Below are 26903 nucleotides of genomic sequence, written 5' to 3'. Positions count from 1 at the left end.
TTGTGATTCTAGGGTATGTAACTCCTCAATAAGTATCAAATCAAATTAGAGAAAGGATAGGGGATAGGAGTGAAGAGGGTGAGAGTAACACAGAAAATGAAAAGAGTTATCTCGTTTATATTAATGTTATTAATGGTGATTAATGGTACAACAGCTTTTGCTGATAGTGAGCACACAACCAAAACAAGTACATCAAAAACTGATATTGGAGTAGTAACAGGCTCAGCTATTGTTACAAATGGTACAGGTAACACAGTTGCTCCAGACTTAATAGAATTGTTTCAGAAGAAGAATTCGGTTGAAACACCTATTACAACTGGATCTGAAGTAAGTTTATACGATGGCCTTTTAATTCGTATGACTTGGAATAGCCTTGAAAACGTAAAAGCTGGAGATTCGTACCAACTTGAATTGCCGGAGAAATTTGGTGTTCCTTCAACAGATGGATTTGCGGATATAAAAGCACAGGAGGTCTCAGATGACTTCCCTGACGTACCATTTGCAACGATATCATGGATAGCTGGAGATAGGACAATACATATTGAATTTAAGGATATGGGCAAATATTCAAATGAGGGGATAGAATATGAGGCACTTTCCTTACTTGAGAATGCTTTTATAGATTATGAATGTAAGCTTGACAAAGATTTGACCGCAGACGAACAGGGGAAGATTACAATCAATTTACTTACTGATAGTGTAACAATTACAGTAAATGAATTGGTACCTAAAGCACCTCAATTAAGTAAGGCAGTTGGTACATGGAATGAACAAGGTGAGGTAGAGTGGACAGTTACCTATACCCATCCAGTGGGTGCTTATACTGGTGATATACCTACTAAATTGATAGATACTCTTCCAAGTGGTATGGTTTATGTAGAAAATAGTGCTAATGTTAAAGTAGATGGAGAGGACAAATCAAGTTGGGTGAGTAAAGAGGATAACAAGTTAATCTGTGATTTGACAGAGATTAAAGGTGGTCAAATACTTACCTTTTCCTATAAGAGCAAACTGACAGAAGGAGAGATAACAAGTATATGGAATTCTGGAAGCGATAAAAGTTATACGAACAATATTGTTGCAAAAGTTGGTGACGTAGACGCAAAAGGCGTGCAAGGAAATAGAACAGCTACAATATCTACGAATAGTTGGTCTGGTCGAACTATGATTAAAAAGGATGGAATAGCTGTGGCGCCTACAGATGTAAACGGTGATTGGAAGATTAACTGGGAAGTAACAGTGCAGACAGCTAGCCGTAATTTTAAGAACCTTATTCTTACAGATATAATGGGTGAAGGCTTAATACTTGATAAGAATAGCATCAAAGTGGTTCGTGAGAATGGCACAGCAATCTCTGTAGCTGAGCCAACTATATCGGATGTAGATGGTAAAACTAAGATGGAGTTTAAACTAGTTGAGGATGGAAATCCTGCAACTAGTGAAAAAATATATAAAATTACCTATACAACTACAGTGAAGAAGGAGTATTTTGATCAGACATCAAGTCTTAATGATGAAAGCGTTAAAAACATAGTTTTCTTAGTATATGAGTGGCCAGATGGGATTGGAGCAGGTGGTAAATTAACACCCCCTTCGGTATCCAAAAAACCAGATAATCTTAATAATACGCTGCTTAAAAAATCCGGTAAGAATTACAATAGAGTAGATCATTCACTTACATGGATAATTACAGTGAATCCTAATAAGGTAAATCTAACAAAGGTTGAGTTAGTAGATGATTTGTCAACTATAACTCCAGAGCATAGCTTTGTACCAATTGGAAGTACGAACGGGCCTGTTGTAGATGGAATTAAAGATAGTATTGTAGCTGCTGTAAAAAATGGATTGATTATTGCTGGTGCAGATAAAGTTGTTCAAGACAGTGTAGTAGTTGAATTAGTAGGTAATAAACTTACAATAAGAATAGATAATCTTGGTAAAAAAAGCTTTAGTTTTGAAATGAAAACATATGTCAGTGACCCAAGTTTCTATGCAGGAAATGCCTCTAAGACATTTACGAATACGGTTAAGATGGCAAAGGTGGGTACAACAGTAGATAATATTCCTATCTCAGCAGATATTTCTGCTACGGCAACAATCAAGGCCTCAAGTATTATTTTAACAAAGAAACATGTATCCTATGATCCAACTAGCAAAAAGCTGACATGGAGTCTGACGGTTAATGAGAATGAAACAAATTTAGGGAATGTTACAATAAGTGATACGCTTGAAGCGGGTTTGACATGTAACGTTAATGAGGCAACACTAAATGGTTCAAGTTTTAACGGAAACAATACATTTTCACTTGATGAAACAACGAATACTATTACTATAAACCTATCCAAGGTAACTACAAAGCAAGAAATTACATTTACAACGACGGTAGATGTAGACAGCGAGGCCTTCCAAACCAAGGATAAAGTAGAGATAAATAATACTGCATCGTTGATAAGCGAAACCAATACGAAAGAAGTAAAAAGCAAAGCAACTTTAGCATTGTCTAATAAGGCGTTAACCAAGACTGCAAGTAAGAATGAACAGAATCTAACTGCGGACTACACGGTGAAGTTAAATCCTCTTGGTATGGATCTTTTAAAAGGATTACCATCTAATCCTAAAATGCAGCTAGTAGATACTTTACCTGATGGCTTGTATTTGGATTTAGATAGTGTGAAGTTGTATAAAGCAGCTACATTGAAAGTAAGTCAATCTTCAGGTACATATACCGTTGAAATGATACCGGAAGGTACTCCAGTTGAAACTACTATTTCGTACAATACTTCAACACGTACACTAACCGTGGATATTCCTGATGCAACTCAAGGCTATATTCTGACTTATAGAACTTACATAGTGCGTACTGGAGTTGATCTAAAAAACGAAGTAAGGCTGGTAGGAAGTGTTCTTCCAGAGGATAGTTCTATTAAGAATGCTAACAATACTATGAAAGTTACATCTAATGGTAATGCTAAAATGGTGTTACCGAAAGCAAGCTTTGTTTCTTTACAGATTAAAAAAGTAGATTTAAAGGGTAACAAATTAGATGGAGCTGTTTTTGGCTTTTATGTCAATAAAACAGATATGACTCCATTAGTGAGTGCAACTTGTGATAGTGCAACTGGTATTTGTACACTTGCTATTCCCAAAAGCTTAGTAAAGGATACCAAAACATTATATTGGAAAGAAATCACGGCCCCTGTAGGGTATGAACTTAATTCTAAGTGGAACGAATTAGATGTTACAAATTATAATCCCAAGATAGTAATAAATGTTGTCAACGTTCTAAAGGGTGGGGCTAATGTAACGTTGACTGTTGTGAAGGTGGATGCTCTTGATTTGACAAAGAAGCTCTCAAAGGCAGAGTTTCAGCTTTATGAAGATGAAAACTGTACTGTGAAAATAGGTGAACCACAGGTTACATCTAACGATGGAACCATTAACTTTACAGGATTGTATCCTAATCACACATATTATCTAAAAGAGATTACAGCTCCAGAAGGGTATATTTTGACTTCAGACGTTTTCATAATTACTACTGGTGATAATGATGAGGTGATTACAAAGCAGTTAGGAAATTATCCAATTGGCTGGAATGAAAAAGCTTCCATTCAAGTTACCAAGACCAATGAGGAGGGGGCAAAAGTCTTATCTGGAGCAAGTTTTGCCTTGTATGGACAGGATAAGACAACTCTTTTAGGAGAACAGACAACAGATAATGCTGGAGTTTGTAGTTTTACTGGACTAAAAAAAGGAACTTACTATGTGAAAGAAACAGCTGCACCTGCAGGATACGTACTTTCTAAAGATTGGATAGAGGTGTCGGTTGATGTAAATGAGTCTGTAACCCTCACGATAACCAATAAGAAGATTTCTGCGGTAGTTCCAACAAATCCTCCAACTGAGCCAGCTAATCCAAGTAATCCACAAGAACCTGAAAAACCTGGAGAGCCTCAAAAACCGGAAGAACCCCAAAAGCCGGAAGATAGTCAAAAGCCTCAAAAGCCTGAAAAACCTGAAAAGCCAAACCAGAATGATGAGGAAAAACCGGGAAAACCAGATAATTCTGATGAGAATGATGAGAAATCAACGGAAACAGATTCAAAAGGTAATTCTAAATCTGATGATAAGGGAGCTAATCAACGAAATGGAAATGATGATACCCATGGAGCTCTTCCAAAGACAGGTGTTACTACGCATTTTACATTGTGGCTAATCGGAATTTCTATTTCTTTACTTGCAGCAATTGGATTAGTAATAATTTGGATATATCAGAATAAGAGTAGGGATTCAAAGAATCACTCAAAAGAAAGATAAATCTTTGTGTTAATTAGAATAGGATTGTTTCCATACAAATTAATTATACAAGATAATCAAAGGAGTTATAGAAGTGAAAGTTTTCTTCTATAACTCTTTTGTGAAGTTATCTAAATAAAATTGTGGAAATAGTTGAATTTCCTTACTTTATCAAGGTTTATGAGTTAACTGAAAGGAAAAATAAGAATAGAAAAATAGTAACTGAATACAAGGGAAATCAAGTAATACAACGTTTTAAACTGTTAAAGTTATAACTTAAGTAAGCTTGACAAAAAGATAGGGAATTGTTACAATACAAGCAAGCTTATGAACAAGTAATCGAACAATTAACTTATTAAGTAGCAGTGTATGCCCCGTCACGAAATTATCTGTGGTGTCGGGCATTTTGTATATGACTTTACAGGTTAGTAAGCCAAATATAATAAAATAAAGTTGACGTAATTCCAAATTGATACGCGAAGATTTACTAAATTTTAGTAGGGAGGAGTATTATCCATGAGAAGAATGGTATTATCTATCTTAGTAGACAATACTGCGGGTGTACTTAGCCGAGTAGCTGGTTTGTTCAGTAGAAGAGGATATAATATTGATAGTTTATCCGTTGGTGAAACACAAGACCCTGCATATTCACGAATGACAGTAGCTGTGTCAGGTGATAATCAGATTCTCGAACAGATTGAAAAACAGTTAAATAAGTTAGAAGATGTAAAAGAAGTCATAGAGTTAAAAGATGGCGAATCGGTATGTCGTGAATTAATCTTAGTGAAAGTTCAAGCAAGTGCTAAGGATCGACAAGCTGTCATTGCAGTGGCTGATATCTTCAGAGCGAAAATCGTTGATGTTTCAAGTGAATCGTTAATGGTTGAATTAACAGGAAACCAGGCTAAGTTAGATGCATTTGTTAGTTTGTTAGAAGGATATACAATTAAAGAGTTAGTAAGAACAGGACTTACAGGATTAGAAAGAGGTTCTGGTGATATCTCAGATTACCTAGATTAATTAAGGTAGGGGCTTCAAGCAATTGAATACATAGGTACATAAAGTTCATAAAACGAAGCGGGATTTATTAATAAATATCTGGAGCAATCATTGCTTCATGTATGTTATATATTATTTTTTTCAGGAGGAAAAAGAAATGGCAAAGATTTATTATCAACAAGATTGTAACTTATCATTACTAGAAGGAAAAACAATAGCTGTTATCGGATATGGTAGCCAAGGTCATGCACATGCATTAAATGCGAAAGAATCAGGTGCAAACGTAATTATTGGTCTTTATGAAGGAAGCAGATCATGGGCTAAAGCTGAAGCAGCAGGATTTGAAGTATATACAGCAGCAGAGGCAGCAAAAAAAGCAGATATCATTATGATTCTTATCAACGATGAGAAACAAGCTAAGATGTATAATGAATCAATTGCTCCAAATCTTGAACCAGGTAATACATTAATGTTTGCTCATGGTTTTGCAATTCATTTTGGACAAATCATTCCACCTAAAGATATTAACGTTATCATGATTGCTCCTAAAGGACCTGGTCATACAGTAAGAAGCCAATACCAAGAAGGAAAAGGTGTTCCATGTCTTATCGCTGTACATCAAGATGCAACAGGTAATGCACACGATTTAGGTCTTGCATATGCCCTTGCTATCGGTGGTGCTAGAGCTGGTGTTCTTGAAACTACATTCCGTCAAGAAACTGAAACTGATTTATTTGGTGAACAAGCAGTTCTTTGTGGTGGTGTATCTGCACTTATGAAATGTGGTTACGAAGTATTAGTAGAAGCTGGTTATGAACCAGAAAGTGCTTACTTTGAATGTATCCATGAAATGAAATTAATCGTTGACTTAATCAACCAAAGTGGTTTTTCAGGAATGAGATATTCAATCTCTAATACTGCAGAATATGGTGATTACATCACTGGACCAAAAATCATCACAGAAGATACTAAGAATGCAATGAGACAAGTATTAAAAGATATCCAAGAAGGTGTATTCGCACGTAACTGGTTATTAGAAAACCAAATCGGATGTACAAACTTCAATGCGATGAGAAGAATGGAAGCTGAACATCCAGTTGAAAAAGTTGGTGCTGAACTTCGTAAATTAATGAGTTGGACAAACGAAAGCAAATTAATCGATAACTAAGATTATTCGTATAGAAAGAGCAGGGACAAATCAGGAAAGAGTTTTGTTCCTGCTTTTTTCTTGCAGACACTGGAATAAGCGATTATAATAATTTTAGAAGTTATCTTAAGAGGAAAGATGGGGATAGAAGAATGAGCGTAAATTTAGAATATTATAAAATCTTTTATCATGTTGCCAAATATGGCGGAATAACCGCTGCAGCAGAACAATTATGTATATCTCAGCCTGCAGTTAGTCAGGCAATTAAGCAGTTGGAGAGAAGTCTTGGAAGCAATTTGTTTGTTCGTACAGCAAAGGGTGCGAAATTAACGATTGAAGGGGAATCTCTCTTTTCTTATGTCCAAAAAGGTTATGAGACAATCTTAATTGGTGAAGAAAAATTCAAAAAGATGATGGATTTGGAAACTGGCGAGATTCGTATTGGGGCCAGTGACATGACGTTACAATTCTGTCTATTACCTTATCTAGAACGTTTTCATGAGATGTATCCCAATATCAAAGTTAATGTTACCAATGCACCTACACCAGAAACCATTTCCTATCTGAAAGAAGGAAAGATTGACTTTGGTTGCGTAAGTTCGCCTTTTGTTTCTAAACCTGATTTTAAAGTTACACAAATTCAACCGATTGAAGATATCTTTGTAGCAGGAAATAAATTCTGGATGTATAAGAATAAGATGATGCATTATCAAGAGTTAGAAGAGCTACCTATTATCTGCCTTGAGCATAACACAAGTACTAGAAAGTATATGGATGAGTTTTTATCTAGAAATCATGTGGTACTGAACCCTGAGTTTGAGTTAGCAACAAGTGATATTATTGTACAATTTGCAATCCGTAATCTAGGTATTGGGTGTGTGGTAAGTGATTTTGCGAAAAAATACTTGGAAACAGGAGAATTGTTTCAGCTACATTTTGATAAACCAGTGCCAAAGCGAAATATCTGCATTATATCAAGTGAGAAAAATTCCATCTCTGGTGCTTCTAAGAAGTTATTAGAAATGTTAGAAGAGGGATAAAAACGCAGAAAAGTTCACAAAATAGAATAAGAGACACACAGAAACATAAGCAATAGTTATGTATAATATAAAGAATATTGATTTTACTTATGTCTGCTATGTGGTATAATGAATAAGTGCTGGTGGAAAACGTAAAATTAGCACACTATTAGCAAGAGAGATAATAGTTAATGTCATTATAAATACGATTTAGGAGGATTTAGACATGGTTAAAGCAATTGTAGGTGCTAACTGGGGAGACGAAGGAAAAGGTAAGATTACAGATATGTTAGGACAAGAGTCAGACATAATTGTACGTTTTCAAGGTGGTAGTAATGCAGGTCATACAATCATTAACAATTATGGAAAGTTTGCACTTCACTTATTACCTTCAGGAGTATTCTATGATCATACAACAAGCGTTATCGGTAATGGTGTAGCATTAAATATACCATATTTATTCAAAGAAGTTCAAAGTCTTGTTGAAAGAGGAGTACCAAAACCAAGAATTTTAGTTTCTGACCGTGCTCAGATCCTTATGCCTTATCATATATTATTCGATCAATATGAAGAGGAACGTTTAGGAAAAGCTTCATTTGGTTCAACAAAATCAGGTATCGCACCATTCTATTCAGACAAATATGCGAAAGTTGGTTTCCAAGTTTCAGAATTATTTGCTGATGAGGAAGTAATAAAAGAAAAAATTAAGAGAGTGTGCGAACAAAAGAATGTTATCTTAGAACATCTTTATCATAAACCAGCAATTGATGAAAATGAATTATTTAACACATTAATGGAATATAAAGAAATGGTTGCTCCTTATGTATGTGATGTTGCATCATATTTACAGCAAGCAATTAAAGATGGTAAGAACATCTTATTAGAAGGACAATTAGGTTCATTAAAAGATCCTGATTTCGGTATCTACCCAATGGTTACATCTTCATCTACATTAGCAGCTTATGGTGCAATTGGAGCAGGTATCCCACCATATGAGATCAAAGAAATCATCACTGTTGTTAAAGCATACTCAAGTGCTGTAGGTGCTGGGGAATTCGTAAGTGAAATCTTTGGCGAAGAAGCGGATGAACTTAGAAGACGTGGTGGTGACGGTGGTGAATACGGCGCAACAACTGGTAGACCAAGAAGAATGGGCTGGTTTGATGCGGTTGCATCTCGTTATGGTTGTAAGATTCAAGGTGCTACTGGGGTAGCTCTTACAGTACTTGATGTACTTGGTTATCTTGATGAAATTCCAGTTTGCATTGGTTATGAAATCGATGGTAAAGTAACAAAAGATTTCCCAACTACAGTACAACTTGCAAAAGCTAAACCTGTTTATGAAGTATTACCTGGTTGGAAAGAAGAGATCCGTGGAATTACTAAGTATGAAGATCTTCCAGAAAACTGTAGAAAATATATCGAATTCATTGAAAAAGAATTAGAAGTACCGGTTACTATGGTATCCAATGGACCAGGAAGAGATGAAATCATCTATCGTTAGAATTAGCTATAAGTAATAGAGTTTATAAAATCCTAAGAGAATTAAGAATAATTTAATTTTCTTAGGATTTTTTGTATTCTGATAATAGGATTTAGCTTTCATCTCCGAAAAATAACGAAAATAAATCGGCTTATAAAGGCTTATTTAGTTGAAATGTTCTATATTTGGTTGTATAATAGCTAGTGAATTTCATTATTTTGAATAATAAGAAGGGACAAGTAGAATGAATATCATTACGATTATCCTGTGTTTGATTGTTGTACTATATCTTCTGGCTATAATGCCAAGAATGGTTCATCGAGCTGATGATTCATCGTTTAAGGGTTGGTACTATGCTCATAGAGGGCTGTTTGACAATAACACAAAGTCACCAGAGAATTCTATCCCTGCTTTTGAGAATGCAATTAAGAATGATTATGGTATTGAACTTGATGTACAGTTAACAAAGGATGAAGTAATTGTGGTATTTCATGATTATTCAATTCTAAGAATGTGTGGTGTGGATCGTAACGTATATGATATGACATATAAGGAGTTGTGCCAGTATACTTTATTAAAATCTAACTGTAAGATTCCTAGATTTGATGAAGTACTAAGAGTTATTAATGGAAAAGTCCCTATAATTGTAGAACTTAAGTTAGAATATAGATGTAAGAGAACCTGTGAGCTTGTGAATGCAATGCTAAGTAAGTATAAGGGTGTTTACTGTGTAGAATCCTTTAATCCGCTCGGGATATTATGGTACAGAAGACATAATAACGCAGTAATGCGAGGTCAATTGTCAACTATGTTTATTAGGGACAAGAAAAAGGGGAACAAATTTCTATATTTTCTTTTGCAAAATCTCCTATTTAATTGGTTAGCCAAACCAGATTTTATTGCGTACAAGTATAAATATCGCAAAACTATGTCATTTTATCTATGCTCAAAGATTTATAGACCATATACATTTGCATGGACAGTGCGTAGTGAAGAAGCAAGACGTGAATGTGAAGGGTATTTTGAATATATTATCTTTGATCATTTTTGTCCTAAGTGAGTGACACGAACTTGAGGAAAGTGTCTTGTGTCATAGACTTAGTTAATGAGAATGTGAAGCTCGATAGTTACTATATAAGAAAGCAAGAGGTAAGAATATGCATTTGATTAAAAGATACGTTGAAGATGTATTGATACACGTAACCTTTTCTAAGAGAAAAAAGGTTAAAGAAGATGTACTTAAGAGAATTGAAGAAGTAGCTTTAAAACAGGGGAATAAAAGCGTAGAAGGCATGTCAGAAGACGAAGTTATGAAGGTCTTAGATGAGATTGGAAATCCAAGAGAGTTAGGGAGAAGTTATTGTAAAAGTAATGGTAAGATTGTTGGAAAAGAAAGTGCGGCATCTTATCAAAGGGTATTGTGTTTGTCATTAATTTATGTAATTGTAGGTAATGTGATAGCTTTTCTTTGTATGGATACCAGTAATGGTAGTGAAGTAGGCGCTTGGTATGTTTTGAAGAGCCTGATAATTAGTCTTGTATTCTTATGTGGATTCATAACATTGATTTATTTCATAGCAAATAAGATACTACGTAAGGAAGAAGAGAAAGAAGAACATAGTAGAGGAAAATGGACAGCATTACATCTACGTTATCCGCAAATTAAGAGACCAAATAAGAGAATGGATTACATAATTGGCTTGTTTGTAAAAGTAGTTTTACTAATTCTTGTTTATGTTGCGGGTAATCGTCTGTCGTTAGGTGTAATAGTAAAAGATGGAGGAGAAATTCAAAGAATTCCTCTTTTCTTAGCAAGTCGTATTCAAGATTTTAAAGTGTTAATTACTATTATGCTCTTAGTATCTACTGGGTATAGTATAGCGGCGATATGGAGAAACCGTCCTTCTTTTTCGTTGTTGATATGGAAGGGAATCTCAGGAATATTAAATGCAATTGGTTGCTTTTTTCTTTTTCGATTTCCAGGAATTTGGAATACAGAATTTGTTAATCAAATGCAAAGCACAGGTAACACTACACTCGCTTGGCAATCAATCTCCATGCAAAACATAACAAGTTTTTCGATGGCATTTATTATGTTTGTTATAGCAATTGATATTATGCATGCATTTTATCGATTTTTTAGTAATATTTAAAAAAGAACAACTTTTCTGTGCTGAAAACCATTTTGTAAACATGTTTATGTTCACAGATGGCATACAGCTATGAAAAGTTGTTTTTTTGATGTCGCATTTCAATACATTTAGTCATTTCGATTCGCTATTCTCTAAAAGATCGAAAAGGAGAAACATTATATAGCGCACTTTTAGCAAACTTCTTTAATAACCGCAAGAAGTTCATCGTTCTTCTCCGGTGACATGAAACAAAAACGAATATAGTGATCATCTAAGAATGGAAAGGTTGAACAATCACGAATCATTAATCCCTTACGAATCGCAGCTTCGAATAAGTCATTTGAAGTTACAGTATCATTAAGAATCTTACATAATATAAAATTCGACGTTGAAGGATAGTACTTAATATTTGGTATCTCATCAAGATAACTATAGATTCGCTCGCGTTCTTGATTAATCATTTGTTTTGTTGCGTTGATATATTCGGTATCCTTAAACATAATTTCGCCAGCTATAGCAGCAAGAGTGTTAATTGTCCAAGGGTTTTTCTTATTATTAATTTCTTTGATTAAGTCTGAGTTTCCACAGATTGCATAACCTAAACGTAACCCTGGAGCAGCAAAGAATTTGGAGATACCACGTAAAATGATTATATTATTATAATCATTAGTTAAAGGAACACTGCTTATTTGATCCATATCAGGAGCAAATTCAATATAAGTTTCATCTACCATAACGAAGATATCATTTCGTTTGCAATGATCTAGAATCTTACGCATATCTTTGCGATAAATACTTCCTGCTGTTGGGTTATTCGGATTGCATATGATGAGTAAATCAATATCAGAAGTCAACTTTGAACATAGTTGTTCAAGATTTAATCTAAAGTCATCTTCCTCTTGTAATGGGAAGTAGAATGAACTACCGCCGCCAAGTGAAACTTCGCGTTCGTATTCGGAATACGTCGGACCGAGGATTAAAGCCTTTTTAGGAGCTTTAATTTGTATCATTAAAGAGATGAGTTCTGTTGATCCATTGCCTACGATAATATTAGAAGCATCCGTATGGGCATAGGAAGCAATGCAATTACGAAGAGAAGTGTATTCGCGATCTGGATAAGTAGTTATGGCATCTATATGTGAAGCTAGGCACTTACGTAATTGATAAGAAACACCTAGTGGATTTACATTGGCACTAAATGAAGTTATATCTTCTTTCTTGATACCATAAACCTGTTCAATTGCTTCTAAATCACTTCCATGAAAATGATCTTTGTGTTTTATCATGTTAGGACATCCTTTCGTTGGGGTTATTTAAATTATCTGAACCTATGATAGCACTTTTCCTTAGCAACTACAACAGTTACATGAGTTGCAAAATAAGTTGATAGAATTCGAAATAAGTAGAAACCATGTTCGATGTATGATATAATATCATACAAGATGTGATTAGTGGTTACTATTAGTACGGTACGACTGAATAGTAACAATAAAAGATGTAGGTGATAATAGGTGAAAGAGAAAATCACACAATTTTCTAGAGGGAATTTCAAGTTTGAGTTGCCCAGGATAATGCTTTCAAATGAGCAAATAACAGTGGAAGTTGAACAAGGGAGTTCATATTCTGGTTGTTTTACTATAACAACACAAGAACATATAGATATAAAAGGGCTTGTGTATTCGTCGAGCCGTTTATTAAGAATTATAGATGAACAGTTCTTTGGGGATGAGAATGTAATTCAATATAAGTTTATAGCATCGGGTTTGCAAGTTGGTGATGAAGAGAACGGTATTATAACATGTATTACAAATATAGGGGAATTCGAGATACCATTTCACTTTAGCGTTGTTCTGCCATATTGTTTGACAAAGAATGGTGTAGTAAAGGATTTGTCTGAGTTTGCTAATCTAGCAAAAGAAGATCCTGTTACTGCATTAAGTCTGTTTAAGGCAAAGGACTTCGCTAATATATTTTTAGACAAAGAACTCAGTTATCATAGAATGTATAGTTCATTAATGAAGAGTACATCAGCGAGCCAAGCGATGGAAGAATTCCTAATTGCAATACATAAAAAACTACCAGTTACGATTGATGTTGATAAAAAGGAATTAAACTTTGAAGTGAATATAGATTCTTTTATGGAAAAAATCTATATATCACGAAGCAATTGGGGGTATTCGGAGATTAAGATATATACCGATGCTCCATTTATAGGGTTAGACCATAAGGTCTTATGGACAGATAATTTTGTAGGAAATAGCTATCCACTTGAAGTGGTGATAAATCCTAAGAAGATGCGTGTAGGGATTAACTATGGACAGATTATTATTAAGACTGTACACCAGACGATTGTTGTTCCTGTAACATGTAAGGTGCCTCATAAGGAGCGAATTGGGGGAGATCAAAACGCTCATTTGAGACATTATGAATTACAGTTAACTAAGAATTATTTGAATTTTCGAATGAACAAGCTTGATTTACCAGGCTATATCCATGACACAAGTGATGTCCTTAGTAGTTTGACAATACTTGAAGATGATATATTTTATGACTTGGCTAGAACTCATCTATATATTATTTCAGAAAATCATGAGATGGCTAAGGAGATGCTAACTAATTTCGGAAATCGTATTGATGGAAGTAAAAGCAATGCGATTGCTTACTGTGCATATCAATATCTGAATGCATTGTTTTGGAAAGATAAAGAAGTAATCTATGCGGCTGTAGAGACAATCAGGGAGTTTTACAACAAAGAATCGGATTGGAGAATTCTTTGGTTTTTATTGTATTTGGATAAGAAATACGATTCTAATAAAGCAAATAAGATAAAGGAAATCAAAAGAATATGTGAGTTAGGCTGTAAGAGCCCAATCATGTATTATGAAGCATGCAATACTTTTAATTACGATCCATCTTTGTTACACGAGATAGGTGGATTTGAACGTGCGGTATTAAATTGGGGTGCTAAAGAGGGCTACTTAAATCAAGAAGTAATTATACAATATGCATATCTAGCGGCAAGGGAGAAAACGTTCTCTAGCGTAACCTATTATACGTTAGTACGTCTTTATAAAGAGAAGCCTTTGACAGATGTCCTATATGCAATTTGTGCTATGTTAATTAAAAGTGAGAAGACAGATAATAAGTATTTTGAGTGGTATCGTTTAGGCGTGGAGGCACAACTGAAATTAACGAGCCTTCATGAATATTATATGTATGCTATTAATGATGAGGAAGGGGCATGTCTTAGCCATCCAATTTATTTGTATTATATATATAATAGTAACTTATCTGATAACCGTAAGGCATTTTTGTATGCTCATATTATTAGAAATAGGGAAAATAACCCTTCGATATATAAGACTTATGTAAAGCAGATGGAGCGTTTTATGTATCGACAGTTACATGCAAGACAGATAAATAGAAATCTTGCAGTTATCTATAATGACTTATTACCACCTGAGAAATTAGATGAATCAGTAGCAAAAGATCTTTCTGTGCTAATGTATTATCATGAAATTACTTGCTTCAATCCGAATATCAAAGGAGTTTGTGTTGTTCATAAAGAGTTAGAGAACGAAATCTATCATCCTTTGAAAGAGGGAAGAACAGTAATACCAATATTTACGGAGAACACACAGATATATCTTATTGATAACAATGATAATAGATATTATGAAACTATTCCATACGAAGTTAATCAATTAATGGATTATAGTAAATATGCAGAAGTATGTTTTGTATATGATAAAGATAACCCATTGTTAATAATGAACTTATCAGAGTTAGCCTTGAATTATCATATGAATACGCAAGATATTATTATACTATACAAACTTGCTATACAAATTCCAAATCTACAAACGTGGTGTTATAAAGAGTATTTGATAGCTCTAATAAAACATTACTATGAACATTATGACGGAGATTTAGTAGATGCATATCTTAAGGAAGTAGATATGGAAGTGTTAACTGATTCAGAGCGTGTCGATCTAGTAGAGTATATGATAATGCGCGATTTAACAGATAGAGCAATGGAGTCAATAGGGCGTTTTGGATGTGAAGGAATATCAAGCACACACCTTCATAAACTATGCAATAAGATGGTAATGAGTACGGAAGCTCATAATGAAGTGCTGGTTTATCTTTGCAATGAAGTGTTTAAGACGGGAAAATATCAAGATGCGATTTTAGAGTATCTAATTACGTATTTTCAAGGTTCATCGAAAGATATGTTAACAATCTGGAAAGAAGCTTACGCTCATAATATGGATCTTACATCTTATGAAGAACGGCTTTTGGGACAGGTCTTATTTACTGAAAATCATGATGTCTCAGTTGAAGAAGTGTTCAATTCTTATTATCAAAAAGGCTATAATAAGATATTAATTCGTGGATTTATTACGTATTATGCTTATCAGTATTTGTTAAAAGATCTGGAGCTTGGAGAGAATTTATTTGATATTATGAAGAAAGAGATTACGACAGAAGAGAATGAGTTCTATAACATCGCTTTATTAAAATATTATAGTACACTTACCACATTAACGGAACAAGAGGTTGAATTTGTTGATTACCAAGTACATCACTTGATGAAAAAAGGTATTGTAATGCCATTTTTCAAAGATTTTAAAGGTAAGGTTGCGTTATCAGAATTATTATTTAACAAATACTATGTTATGTACCGTACAAGTAAAGACAAAAGAGTCATGATCCATTATTATATGGATCGAAGTGAACGGTCAGAAGATTCGAGAGAATATATAACGGAGCAAATGCAAGATGTATTCGAAGGTATCTATGTGAAAGAATTTATGTTGTTTAGTCATGAAGAACTCTTATATTATATTACGGAGGATAGCAGTGAAGAGGTAAAAGCATCCGATTGTATAGAAGCGGGAGAAGTATCTTTCATAAGTCATGAATCAGATACCAAATTTGATTTAATTAATCAGATGATAACCTCTTATCATAAACAAGACGAGAAAACACTACTAGATACGATGAAGCAATATGTAACGCAAAATTATATAATAGATGAATTGTTGAAGCCATTATAGTTGTAACTTGATATATGGGATTCGAGATCAAAAGGTCTTATTTGTGTGCCAAGAAAGTAAATAGGCAAAACTCTTAGTAAATTAGAATTGCTTCTTAGCTGGCGTACTATGACTAAGAAATAATAGCGAAACATCTATAGTACTTCTTAGTGTGTACTGGATAACCTAGGAATGTGAGCCACGGAGGGCGAACAAGCCAGAGCTGAGGCAGGATGCCGAATCGAAGGCGTTTCCGCATCATTTGGATAGCCTGCAAGTACACACTTAGAAGTACTTAGGTGTGTAGCGTGTTTCGTGTCATAGAATGCCAACTAAGAAGCTATGAAAACGTATATCGAGTTTTGCATCCAAACTTAAAACACACAAATACATTAATTATCTAAGAATCCTAAACAATTGATTTCGGAAAGGAGTTAGAATGACGGAAGAGAGAAATTTATTAGTTGGGTTTGATTTCTGTAATGATTTTTCGCAAATTAGCTGTTATAGTAGAAAGTCATTTGAGCCGGAATCCATCTGTTATACGAATGATGATACGAAGTATATGATACCTACCGTATTAGGTGTTAGAAAAGATACGAAAGAATGGCTGTTTGGTGAAGATGCTATTGCAAAGGCAAAGTTAGATCAAGCTGTACTAATTGATCAATTAGTTGATAGAATCTGTAGTCATGAAGAATTCTATGTTTTTGACGTGAAGGTGGCGCCAGAGATAATACTAGAGAAGTTCTTTAGAAAATGTATAAGTTTATTAAAACGCTATTACCCTAATGATATGGTAGCAAAATTAGTAGTTACCATCCCAGTTCTTGATATGACTTTAATCAAAACCATATATAAATCATTAGAAGCACTAGCTTTAGAAAAAGATAGAGTATCTATACAGAGTCATTCCCAGAGTGCAGTGAATTTTGCTTTAAGCCAAAGTCGTGATTTATGGATGAATGACGTGGGTATCTTTGACTTTGAAGATAGGGGACTTCAGTATTATCAAATAAAGGTTGATAGAAAACATATACCAATGGTAATTACTGTTACTCATAAAGATTTATCGGATACCTTAGGTTTTGATTTACTTGAAGATCTTAATGACAGAGAAAGTTTATCTTATATTTTTGAGAATATTGCTAAAAGTGTACTTTATAAGCAATTAGTAACTACGTTATATATGACAGGAAAAGGATTCGAAGGATCATGGGCCGATGAAGTGTTTAAGCGTCTATGTACAGGACGCCGAGTGTTTAAAGGACAGAACCTTTATACAAAAGGTGCTTGTTATTATGCAAGACAATTGTCAGGTGAAGGAAAGACGGAAGAATTTATTTACCTGACAGAAGAGATGGTTGCTAGTTCAATAGGTATAACAGTATATAAAGATGCTCACTTAAGTAGCTATACTTTAGTAAATACAGGAACACTTTGGTATGAAGTGAATTGTGAGGTTCAACTGATAGTAGATGATATGGATAAAATCGAAATTAGTGTACAAGATTTATATAGCAAGGAAGTTCATAAACATGAAATCTCTTTGGAAGGGTTTGAAAAACGACCTCCAAAGATGACAAGAATTGAACTTAGAGTTACTTTTGATGATCCAAATACATGTGTTGTAGCCGTGAAGGATATGGGTTTTGGTGAGTATTTCCCTTCCACCAATCAAGTATTGGAACAGACAATTATATTGTCCTACTAATGCCCGGAAAGGAGTGTAGTTATGGGAAAATTAATCTTGTGTACAGGCAAAGTTACGGAAAATCCTTATATATTTCCCTTTACTAAGACGAAAATCTATTCTATGGATGAGTTAAGTTATTATATATATAATAACATTTATTTGATTTCGGAGGATACCTTTCAGTATTCGTTGTGTGATTGGATTGAGAAAGTGTTGCTATTGCCTGAAGTGGCGGACAAGATTCGTAACTTATTAAATCGTCATAGTAATCTAAAGGATATCGTTGTTAGTCTTTTGTGTTGTTCCGATTACTATACAGAGCAACAGATTCGTGAACTTATTAAGATTATGGAACAGATTGAGCGTTTGCCATTAATTAAGAAACGAAAAATCAAGGCGGATAATTATCTTATATATGGACAGTATGCGAAGGCCTCATCAGAGTATGAAGCTATTGTTGATGCACCAGAAGCGGCAGTGTTTTCCCAAGTGGAATATGGGGATATCTATCACAATTTAGCTGTTGCTAAGGCTAAGACGATTTCGGTTTCAGAGGCTGCCAAATTCTATTTATTAGCGTATAGACGAAATCAAAGAGAAGAATCGTTACTACAATATCTATATGCATTATTAATATTAAAGAATGAAGAAGAATTCATAGCGGCATGTGAGGAATTCTCTATATCGGAAGAACAACAAGTACAACTAGAAGAAGATATATTTGCTAAAGAGCTTGCTTCACTTGAAATAAATGAATATGAAAGTATTGAGGGATTAAGTAAGCTTAAGGAAGAAGGAAAAGTAGCACAGTACTACAAGGAACTTAAAAATACAATCCGACAATATAAGGATACCTATCGCAAGGGAATCCTTTCATAAACTAGGAGTTAGGAAGATGGGATTATTAAGTATATTCAAAAAAAAGAAAATACAAGAAAAAAAAGATGTAGGTCAAGAGTTTCTTGAGATGGCATATGCTATGAAAAAGATTAATCAAAGCAGACTTGAGGATGAATCTAATAGTAAATTTGATAATGCAGACAAAAACAGTAATAAAAATGAAGAAGTTAGCCTGTCGATGGAAATGGAAACCTATGATGTTGATCTTAACTCAAAATCAGACAGAGAACGTTGTATTAGAGGATATTGTGAGCAGATAATAGAGGCTTCTAGACAGAATGAAGAGGCAAAATTAGAATATCAAGCAATAACATCTTATTTGACAGATATACAAAAGATTGATCGTATTGAAGGGGAAGAAAGAGAAGAACTTATTGATATAGCAAGAAATCTTGTAACTCTATCAAGAGAGCGTCGTGAATATCAAAGTAAGCGTGAAATAAAACTATCGGATAAACAATATCAATATTATGAGAAGAACGAAACAAAGCTTCCAGAAGATATTAAAAAACTAGAGGAATATGAAGCCTATAACACGAAGATCAAGAATGATATGCATCATCTTGAAGGTGAGAAAAGTGTGCTAAAGCATCAGAAAAAGGAGTATGCAGCATCGCAACGATATCTTAAGAAGATAGCTATAATTACTTCTATACTTGTTATGACGATGTTTGCGTTATTCTATGTACTTGATTCCATAGCAGATAAAGACATGCAGTTGCCGTATTTGTTGACGGTAGCCTTAGCTGGTGTTAGTGGATTATATATATTCCTTGAAGGCCGTAAGAATGCATATAATCTAAAGTTAACACAAATCAAGTTGAATAAGGCTGTAACTTTATTAAATACTGTTAAGATTAAATATGTGAATAATACAAATTGCATTGACTATGCTTGCAAGAAATATAACGTGAATAGTGCATTAGAACTTCGTTATCAATGGGAGCAGTATTGCAAGGCGAAGAAGATGCAATTAGAGTTAGTGCGAAATACAGAAAAAATAAATGACTTTAATACAAAGCTTATAGAGCAATTGAGAAAATATGATGTGTCTGATCTTGATATATGGACTTACCAAGCAGCAGCAATTATTGATAGCAGGGAAATGGTAGAGATAAGACACAGACTGAATATAAGACGTCAAAAGATTCGTGAACGTATTGAATTCAATACTGGAATCAAGGAAAAGGGTTTTGCTCAATTGACAGATTTAGTAGAGAAAATCCCAGAAGCTAAGCAAGAAGTAGCTAATGTATTGGAGGAATATCACATTAGCCTATAGAATCTTTATCAATTTAGTTTATCGGTGTACTTGTGTTTTTAGGTGTTGGAGGCAAAACTCTTTTAGGTTTTCATAGTACGTCAGCTAAGAAGCAAATCTATGTTATTAAGAGTTTTGCGTTTGTACTTTATGGATACACAAGTACAGGTGAATTATCTAATACTAGATCATCTTGATATTCATCATAAACTTAAGCTGAGACTTTTTTCTTTGACACAATAATGATGTTTTGGCAGGGCTAGTTATGATATCTATGAAAAATTAATATATAAAAATGGACATGTTAACGTTGACAAAACTAATAATTATGAGTATTATATAACCAATAAATATGAAAAACCGTTGAGAAAGAGGAGTAATTCATATACGATATCACAGAGAGCTGCTGTTGGTGGGAATGCAGTATGGATTGTATGAATGAATGGGCTTTCGAGGGCAACCCGAATTTAAAGTAGGCGTTGACGGGAACCATACCTGTTACAAATATGGCACATATGATAGTGTGTGAAACGAGTGGGCTGTTAGCCAATTTGAGTGGTACCGCGGAATTGTTTGAATCCGTCTCAGGAAGATTTTCCTTGAGGCGGTTTTTTTATGTAATAATGTTGTTTTTTATGATATGCAACGCGGCATTAGTTATATGTACTCACTATAAAAACGGGATTTGAATCACTATTTATTTTTAGCAAGAAATATTGAATTAAGAATGCAAAATGGGAGGAATTTTTATGAAAAAATCAAAGAAAATGGTAGCGTTAGTATTAAGTACAGTTATGACAATGGCAATGTTAGCGGGATGTGGAACAAAGTCAAATAATACAGAATCGAAGGATACAAGTAATAACGTTAGCACGGAAAGTAGCGACAAAGAGTATTCAATTGGTATTGGGCAGTTTGCACAACATGGTTCTCTTGATAATTGTAGAGAAGGTTTCCTAGCAGGTTTGAAAGAAGAAGGAATAGAAGAAGGAAAGAACCTTACAGTAAAATATGATAATGCCAACGCAGATACAGGAACTGCTGGACAAATTGCAGCAAATTATGTGGCAAATAAAGTGGATTTGATCTGTGGAATTGCAACTCCAATGGCACAAAGTGCATATGGCGCTGCCAAAGATGCTAATATACCAGTAATCTTTACAGCAGTTACAGATCCAATTCGTGCTGAACTTGCGAAAGAGGAAGGTTCACCAGTTGGAGAGATTACAGGAACTTCAGATAAATTACCCGTAAAACAACAACTAGAGATGATTCGTAAGATTCTACCAGATGCAACAAAGATTGGTATTATGTACACAACAAGTGAAGTAAATTCAGAAACTGCTATTGCAGACTATAAAGCAGCAGCAACAGAATATGGTTTTGAAATTGTTGAAGGAGCAATTACAACTTCTACTGATATTCCGTTAGTTGCAGATGATATTCTTAGCAAAGTTGATTGTATGACGAATCTCACAGACAATACCGTAGTTAGTGGATTGCCAGTAATTTTATCGAAAGCAAAAGAAAAGAATATTCCTGTGTTTGGTAGTGAAGTAGAACAAGTTAAGATTGGTTGTTTAGCAGCGGTAGGTCTTGATTACTTCGAGCTTGGGAAAAAAACAGGGGTTATGGCAGCACAAGTTTTAAAAGGTGAAAAGAAAGCAAGTGAAATTAATTACGAAATCTTTGAAGAAGGTAACTTCTATGGTAATACTGCAGTTGCTAAACAACTTGGAATTACAATTCCTTCTGAGCTAACAGATAATGCTATAGAGATGTTTGATGCCATCGAAGAGGCGGCTAATTAATGTATAGAGTAAGTTAGCTTGAAACAAAGGAGGAACATATATGTTTACATATTTGTGTAATTTATTTAGTAGTATTTATAATCAACGGGAAAATATATTAATTCAAGGTCTAATCTTTGCAATTCTAGCCCTTGGAGTATACATTACATATAAGATTCTTGATTTTCCAGATTTATCAGTGGACGGAACATTTCCTCTTGGGGCAGCGGTAACAGCTGTTATGATCACTAAAGGTGTTAATCCGTTTTTGACATTACCTGTTGCTTTCCTATGTGGTGCTTTTGCTGGTATGTTAACAGGCTTAATTCATGTTAAGCTTAAAGTTAGAGATTTGTTAGCTGGTATAATCATTAGTACAGCCTTATATACGGTCAACTTAAGAATTGCAGGTAAATCAAATTTACCGTTTTTCTCAAAAGATACAATCTTTACAGTTGGGCCAATTAGTAAAATATTCGAAAAGCCAGCTTTTGTAAAAATAGTAGTGGTTGTAATAATTATAGTGGTATTAAAGATTCTACTTGATTTGTATCTAAAGACTCGCTCAGGATATCTATTACGTGCGACAGGAGATAACAGTACTTTAGTTACTTCTCTTGGTAAAGATAAAGGATTAGTTAAGATACTGGGACTAAGCTTAGCCAATGGTTTAGCAGCATTAGCTGGTTGTATCTATGCGCAAGATGCTTCATACTTCGATGTCAGCATGGGAACAGGTATGGTAATGCTTGGTCTTGCAAGCGTAATTATTGGAATTAGTGTATTCGGAAGGATACGGTTTGTAAAACCAACTACTGCAGTTATAATTGGTAGTGTAATCTATAAATTATGTATAGCAGTTGCCATAGCAGCAGGTTTAGTAGCAAGTGATTTGAAGTTAGTATATTCCGTACTATTCCTTGTAATCTTAGTTTCAACTACTGAGCGTAGAAAGAAGGTGAAGGCAAATGCTTGAGTTAAAGAATATTTATAAATATTATAATCCAGGTACAGTTAGTGAAGTTTGTCTATTCAATGATTTTAATCTTAAAATCCCTGACAATGAATTTGTGTCTGTGGTAGGCAGTAATGGATCTGGTAAGACTTCCATGCTAAATATAATTTGTGGTAGTATACCAGTTGACCGTGGTCAAATCGTAATAAACGATGTAGATATTACGAAAATGAAAGAATTTAAACGTCAAAGAAGAATTGGCCGTGTATATCAAAACCCAGCTCTTGGTACTTGCCCACATATGACAGTGCTTGAAAACATGGCTATTGCAGATAATAAAGGAAAACCCTTCAATCTACGATTTGGAACAAATCGTGCAAGAATTGACTATTACCGTGATAGTTTAAAATCATTAAAATTAGGTTTAGAGGATAAGATGAACCTAAAAGTAGGCTCACTATCAGGCGGTCAAAGACAGGCAATGGCATTGCTTATGACTATAATGACTCCAATTGATTTCTTGATATTAGACGAACATACCGCGGCACTTGATCCAAAGACAGCGGATTTAATTATGGAGATTACAGGTAATATTGTAAGAGAGAAAAAGCTAACAACAATTATGGTAACACATAATCTACGTTATGCAATTGAATACGGAAACCGATTACTAATGATGCATCAGGGAGAAGCAATCATAGATAAGGCTGGCAAGCAGAAAGAATCTATGTGTGTTGAGGATATTCTTGAAGTGTTCAATCGTATTAGTATTGAGTGTGGTAATTAAATAATGGAATTATTACCTATATGAAATTAATGGGAATATAAAATTCAGGCTTGACATAATCCGAGCTTTGTCATAACATATTACTATTAGATTAAAAATATAAGTTATAATAAATGATGTAAAATGTTGTGATAGAGAGGATTAGATATGTAATCTTGTCAGAGAGGAATGCTCACCGGCTGAAAGGCATTCTAAGCTAGTGCATATTGAAGGTAGCTCTTGAACAGGTTTTTTGAACGGTATACTAGTGTATACTCAGTAGAAAATCACGATTAAGTCACGTTAAAGACTTACAAGGTGAATGCATTTTAATACTATGTATTCATGAATTAAGGTGGTACCACGGCTCTTCGTCCTTTTAGATGAAGAGCCTTTTTTATGTTCAGGAATCCTTAGAATTCCTAATATAAAATCCAACAATGGAGTATAGCTATAATACATCGATTTAATAACAATTCTAAAAGATAATTAGCAAATCAGTACATGACTGGACTAAATTAAAGAAAGAAGGAAAAAGACGATGGGTAAAGAGTTAGAAAAGAATTACGACCCGAAAGCTATTGAGAATAAGCTTTATGAAAAATGGTTAAATAAGAAATATTTTAGTGCTAAAGTTGATAAAAAGAAAAAGCCATTTACAATTGTGATGCCACCTCCAAACATTACTGGAAAACTTCACATGGGTCATGCGCTTGATAATACATTACAAGATATTTTAATTCGTTTTAAGAGAATGCAAGGGTATGAAGCACTTTGGATTCCTGGAACAGACCATGCAAGTATCTCAACAGAAGTTAAGGTTATCAATAAATTAAAAGAAGAAGGAATTGATAAGCGTGAACTTGGACGCGAAGGATTCCTAAAAGCTACTTGGGAATGGAAAGAAGAATACGGAAATACAATTACAAGTCAGTTAAAGAAGATCGGTTCTTCTTGTGATTGGGACAGAGAACGTTTCACAATGGACGAAGGATGTTCAAAAGCAGTAGAAGAAGTATTTGTTAATTTATACAACAGAGGATATATTTACAAAGGTTCAAGGATCATCAACTGGTGTCCAGTATGTCAAACTTCGATCTCTGATGCAGAAGTAGAACATGAAGAACAAGCAGGACATTTCTGGCACATCAAGTATCCAATTGTTGGTACTGATGAATTCGTAGAAATCGCAACTACAAGACCAGAAACATTACTTGGTGACTCTGCAGTAGCAGTTCATCCAGATGATGAAAGATATGGGCATTTAATTGGCAAGATGGTTATGTTACCACTAGTTAATAAAGAAATTCCGGTTGTTGCTGATACCTATGTAGACAAAGAGTTCGGAACAGGTGTTGTTAAGATTACTCCAGCACATGACCCTAACGATTTCGAAGTTGGTAAGAGACATAACTTACCTGAAATTAATGTAATGAATGATGATGCAACAATTAATGAATTAGGTGGCAAATACGCTGGTATGGATCGTTACGAAGCAAGAAAGGCTATTGTTGCAGATCTTGATGCACTTGGTTTATTAGTTGAAGTAGAAGATCATACACACAATGTTGGTACACATGATAGATGTAAAACAACAGTAGAACCATTAATCAAACAACAATGGTTTGTTAAGATGGAAGAGCTTGCAAAACCAGCTATTGAAGCATTAAAGAATGGAGATTTAGAATTCGTTCCAGATCGTTTTGATAAGACGTATCTTCACTGGTTAGAGAATATTCGTGATTGGTGTATCTCAAGGCAATTATGGTGGGGACATCGTATACCAGCATACTACTGCGATAAATGTGGTGAAGTAGTAATCGCTAGAGAATCGGAAAAACCAACTGTTTGTCCAAAATGTGGTCATGATCATTTCACACAAGATGAAGATACATTAGATACTTGGTTCAGTTCTGCATTATGGCCATTCTCAACACTTGGTTGGCCAGAAAAAACAGAAGAATTAGAATACTTCTATCCAACAGATGTATTAGTAACTGGATATGATATTATATTCTTCTGGGTTATCCGTATGGTATTCTCAGGATATGAACACATGAAACAGGTACCATTCCACAAAGTATTAATTCATGGTCTAGTAAGAGATTCTGAGGGTCGTAAGATGAGTAAATCTCTTGGAAATGGTATTGATCCACTAGAAGTTATCGATAACTATGGTGCAGATGCTCTTCGTTTAACATTAATTACTGGTAATGCACCAGGTAATGATATGCGTTTCTACCAAGAAAGAGTAGAAGCAAGTAGAAACTTTGCAAATAAAGTATGGAACGCTTCTCGATTCATCATGATGAACATCGAAAAAGCTGAAGTTAGTGAAACAATTGATTTATCTACCTTAACACAAGCAGATAAATGGATTTTATCAAAAGTAAATACATTAGCTAAAGATGTAACAGATAACTTAGATAAGTTTGAACTTGGTATTGCAGTTCAGAAGATTTACGACTTCATCTGGGAAGAATTCTGTGATTGGTATATCGAGATGGTAAAACCAAGATTATATAATGATGAAGATGAAACAAAGGCAGCAGTTCTTTGGACACTTAAAACTGTATTAATCAATTCGCTTAAGTTACTACACCCTTATATGCCATTCATAACAGAAGAAATCTTCTGTACATTACAAGATAAAGAAGAATCTATTATGATTTCATCTTGGCCAGAATATAAGGAAGAATGGAATTTCGCAGCAGATGAAGAATCAGTTGAAACAATCAAGACAGCTGTTAAAGGTATCCGTAACGTTCGTTCTGAGATGAATGTACCACCAAGTAAGAAAGCAACCGTAATCGTTGTATCTGAAAACGAAAAAGTACGTAAAATCTTTGATGACAGTAGAGTATTCTTCGCTACTCTAGGTTATGCAAGCGAAGTTAAGATTCAAGCAAACAACGAAGGAATCTCTTCAGATGCAGTATCAACAGTAATTCATGATGCTTCAATCTATATGCCATTTGCAGAATTGGTTGATATTGAAAAAGAAATCGAACGTCTTGAAAAAGAAAAAGCACGCCTTGATGGTGAATTAAAACGTGTTCAAGGAATGCTTAGCAATGAGCGTTTCGTAAGTAAAGCCCCTCAAGCAAAGATTGATGAGGAAAAGGCGAAATTAGAGAAATATACGAATATGATGGAACAAGTTGTTGAAAGACTAAACCATTTTAAAGCATAATATATAGGCAATAAAAAGATAGAATTACATGGTTCGAAAGAACTTACGTAATTCTATCTTTTTACTTTATGGAAATATAATTATTTAGATGACATTAAAAAATCATACAAAAGATACTATATTAACAAAAGAGTTATAATCCTAACTAGGAAAAATAGTCTATATATGGAAAATGATATTGTAAAGTTATACAAAAGAGATTATAATAAATTCCGCATAGTGTATATATA

The 26903-nt window shown here is 34.3% G+C and carries 16 protein-coding genes and 2 other annotated features; of the genes, 15 read left to right on the top strand and 1 reads right to left on the bottom strand.

Annotation, left to right across the window (positions count from 1 at the left end; all coding sequences use genetic code 11):
* The first annotated feature begins 69 nt into the window (after nucleotides 1-69).
* The 7 genes from ACW2QF_RS05635 to ACW2QF_RS05605 all read left to right on the top strand — a co-directional run bounded on the left by ACW2QF_RS05635 (nucleotide 70) and on the right by ACW2QF_RS05605 (nucleotide 11094).
* Complete coding sequence (locus ACW2QF_RS05635; RefSeq protein WP_455715019.1) at nucleotides 70-4314, top strand: SpaA isopeptide-forming pilin-related protein; 4245 nt, start codon at nucleotides 70-72, stop codon at nucleotides 4312-4314.
* A 495-nt stretch (nucleotides 4315-4809) separates the two neighbouring features.
* Nucleotides 4810-5313, top strand: a complete 504-nt coding sequence (gene ilvN, locus ACW2QF_RS05630) for an acetolactate synthase small subunit (RefSeq protein WP_455715018.1) — start codon at nucleotides 4810-4812, stop codon at nucleotides 5311-5313.
* Between the two features lie 136 nt (nucleotides 5314-5449).
* Nucleotides 5450-6460 (top strand): ketol-acid reductoisomerase, encoded by a 1011-nt coding sequence (gene ilvC / locus ACW2QF_RS05625; protein ID WP_455715017.1) that lies wholly within the window; start codon nucleotides 5450-5452, stop codon nucleotides 6458-6460.
* Between the two features lie 131 nt (nucleotides 6461-6591).
* A complete protein-coding gene (locus tag ACW2QF_RS05620; protein ID WP_455715016.1) occupies nucleotides 6592-7479 on the top strand; it encodes a LysR family transcriptional regulator in 888 nt (295 codons plus the stop codon).
* A 205-nt stretch (nucleotides 7480-7684) separates the two neighbouring features.
* A complete protein-coding gene (locus ACW2QF_RS05615) occupies nucleotides 7685-8962 on the top strand; it encodes an adenylosuccinate synthase (protein WP_455715015.1) in 1278 nt (425 codons plus the stop codon).
* Nucleotides 8963-9185: 223 nt separating this feature from the next.
* Nucleotides 9186-10001, top strand: a complete 816-nt coding sequence (locus ACW2QF_RS05610) for a glycerophosphodiester phosphodiesterase family protein (RefSeq protein WP_455715014.1) — start codon at nucleotides 9186-9188, stop codon at nucleotides 9999-10001.
* A gap of 97 nt (nucleotides 10002-10098) precedes the next feature.
* Nucleotides 10099-11094 carry a hypothetical protein gene (locus ACW2QF_RS05605; protein WP_455715013.1) on the top strand — a complete coding sequence of 332 codons (996 nt, stop codon included), beginning with the start codon at nucleotides 10099-10101 and terminating at the stop codon, nucleotides 11092-11094.
* Between the two features lie 170 nt (nucleotides 11095-11264).
* Here ACW2QF_RS05605 and ACW2QF_RS05600 read toward each other — a convergent pair whose 3' ends face one another.
* Nucleotides 11265-12359 (bottom strand): pyridoxal phosphate-dependent aminotransferase, encoded by a 1095-nt coding sequence (locus tag ACW2QF_RS05600; RefSeq protein ID WP_455715012.1) that lies wholly within the window; start codon nucleotides 12357-12359, stop codon nucleotides 11265-11267.
* Between the two features lie 225 nt (nucleotides 12360-12584).
* On the opposite strand from ACW2QF_RS05600, the gene ACW2QF_RS05595 reads away from it, so the two are divergent.
* The 8 genes from ACW2QF_RS05595 (at nucleotide 12585) to ACW2QF_RS05560 (ending at nucleotide 26673) form a co-directional block, all read left to right on the top strand.
* On the top strand, nucleotides 12585-16133 hold the full coding sequence (locus tag ACW2QF_RS05595) for a DUF5717 family protein (protein WP_455715011.1): 3549 nt from the start codon (nucleotides 12585-12587) through the stop codon (nucleotides 16131-16133).
* Nucleotides 16134-16551: 418 nt separating this feature from the next.
* Nucleotides 16552-17826 carry a DUF5716 family protein gene (locus ACW2QF_RS05590; RefSeq protein WP_455715010.1) on the top strand — a complete coding sequence of 425 codons (1275 nt, stop codon included), beginning with the start codon at nucleotides 16552-16554 and terminating at the stop codon, nucleotides 17824-17826.
* A gap of 21 nt (nucleotides 17827-17847) precedes the next feature.
* Complete coding sequence (locus ACW2QF_RS05585; RefSeq protein WP_455715009.1) at nucleotides 17848-18687, top strand: hypothetical protein; 840 nt, start codon at nucleotides 17848-17850, stop codon at nucleotides 18685-18687.
* A 16-nt stretch (nucleotides 18688-18703) separates the two neighbouring features.
* Nucleotides 18704-19990 (top strand): hypothetical protein, encoded by a 1287-nt coding sequence (locus tag ACW2QF_RS05580; RefSeq protein WP_455715008.1) that lies wholly within the window; start codon nucleotides 18704-18706, stop codon nucleotides 19988-19990.
* Between the two features lie 333 nt (nucleotides 19991-20323).
* Nucleotides 20324-20559: a binding site (T-box leader), on the top strand.
* Between the two features lie 159 nt (nucleotides 20560-20718).
* Nucleotides 20719-21780, top strand: a complete 1062-nt coding sequence (locus ACW2QF_RS05575) for an ABC transporter substrate-binding protein (protein ID WP_455715007.1) — start codon at nucleotides 20719-20721, stop codon at nucleotides 21778-21780.
* A 40-nt stretch (nucleotides 21781-21820) separates the two neighbouring features.
* A complete protein-coding gene (locus ACW2QF_RS05570) occupies nucleotides 21821-22735 on the top strand; it encodes an ABC transporter permease (protein ID WP_455715006.1) in 915 nt (304 codons plus the stop codon).
* On the top strand, nucleotides 22728-23501 hold the full coding sequence (locus ACW2QF_RS05565) for an ABC transporter ATP-binding protein (RefSeq protein ID WP_455715005.1): 774 nt from the start codon (nucleotides 22728-22730) through the stop codon (nucleotides 23499-23501). Before ACW2QF_RS05570 ends, ACW2QF_RS05565 begins: the two co-directional genes overlap by 8 nt.
* A 119-nt stretch (nucleotides 23502-23620) precedes the next feature.
* Nucleotides 23621-23862: a binding site (T-box leader), on the top strand.
* Nucleotides 23863-24021: 159 nt separating this feature from the next.
* Nucleotides 24022-26673, top strand: a complete 2652-nt coding sequence (locus tag ACW2QF_RS05560) for a valine--tRNA ligase (protein ID WP_455715004.1) — start codon at nucleotides 24022-24024, stop codon at nucleotides 26671-26673.
* Nucleotides 26674-26903: the final 230 nt, after the last annotated feature.

It is taken from the genome of Anaerosporobacter sp., assembly GCF_965301125.1.
Note: the sequence above shows the minus strand (reverse complement) of the source record. Positions and strands in the feature narration are given on the sequence as shown.